This is a genomic window from Mesorhizobium sp. M0317 (genome assembly GCF_040321555.1).
Classification (GTDB): Bacteria; Pseudomonadota; Alphaproteobacteria; order Rhizobiales; family Rhizobiaceae; genus Mesorhizobium.
Genome location: NZ_JAMYRV010000104.1, coordinates 1 through 1,286, shown reverse-complemented (window position 1 = coordinate 1,286; position 1,286 = coordinate 1). Strand labels below are relative to the sequence as shown.

Here is a 1,286-nt window from a genome sequence, read left to right as displayed (position 1 = left end):
TGCGGGATCCGAGGCTTGGTGATGGGGCCCAGTAGGCACGAAAGACGATGCCAGAACAGCGTCGTCTTCATTAGCTTTCCCAGGGAGCTCGCGCCCGAGTTCGGACTTCCGGAGATGAGCTAGTGCACTGATCCCACCGGAGTTGTTATAGCGCTTGGCATCTTCATCCAGCGACCCCTCGTGAAGCCGAGCCGCAATCCCCGGCTTGTGGTTTTCAACCAGGTATTCACTGAAACCTCTAGGAGCAGATCCATAGGTCTGAATGGTACCGGGATTCGGCCCGGTCGGCGCTGCCTTGTACTCTTTGATGGGAGCCGCTGTATAATCTCTGATGAGCGCGGCGTCGGCAGGGTCGGGATTATTCAGGACAGCGGCGCGGTCCAGCACTGGCGCTCCGCCCGCCCACGTCTTGAGATGACCCACTGCTCTAGCCACGTCCGAGGAGCCACTCTTGCTCTCGTACTCCTTGAGATCCGGATCCAGCGACTCCTCGTGAAGCCGAGCAGCAAATCCCGGCCTGTTATTATCAAAGAGCCAACGACCAAAGCCGAGAAGAGAATTTACATGGCGCTTGACCGTGCTCTCCAATGCTGACCTCAGCCCTTCGACAACGGTCGCATCGTTGGAATAAAGAGGACGCTTGTCGCGACCGGAGACCACTACTGGAGGATCTGGCTGCACCGCCGCCGGCACAGAACGAGCATGGTCACGCAACTCGACCCGTGCGGGGGGATTCAGATCAACCACTGACGAATCCGGCGCATGATGATGGCGCGCCGTTGAGTGACCCGGCTGCAGCACCGAGGCACCCAGCATCGACCCACTGCCTCCGGCGTACGGCGCCGCGGCGTGTTCTTGTCCGATCCCTTGCATCATGGGCTGCGCTTCCCATGGCGATCGTAGAAGGTCCGCGTGCGGAATCGAGTCGAAATATCCCGACAAGTCAGCATCGACCATCTGCTTTTGCAACCGAGCCAGCGTTTCGGCCACCGCGGCCTCGCCAACCGCGGAGGGCGTCTCCTCTGCCCTGGCGAACGCTGGCCCGGCAGGCGCCGCCGGCACATAACGAGCATGGTCACGCAACTCGAACGGTGCGGGGGGATTCAGATCAACCACTGACGAATCCGGCGCATCATGATGGCGCGCCGTTGAGTGACCCGGCTGCAGCACCGAGGCACCCAGCATCGACCCACTGCCTCCTGCGTACGGCGCCGCGGCGTGTTCTTGTCCGCTCCCTTGCATCATGGGCTGCGCTTCCCATGGCAATGCACCCACTTGATGGGTGG

At 61.4% G+C, this 1,286-nt stretch carries 1 pseudogene; it reads right to left on the bottom strand.

Going from position 1 to position 1,286, the window contains the following annotated elements:
• Window positions 1-1,185 (bottom strand): annotated as a pseudogene (locus NKI88_RS31695) (hypothetical protein); the annotation flags it as partial.
• Between the last annotated feature and the right edge of the window lie 101 nt (window positions 1,186-1,286).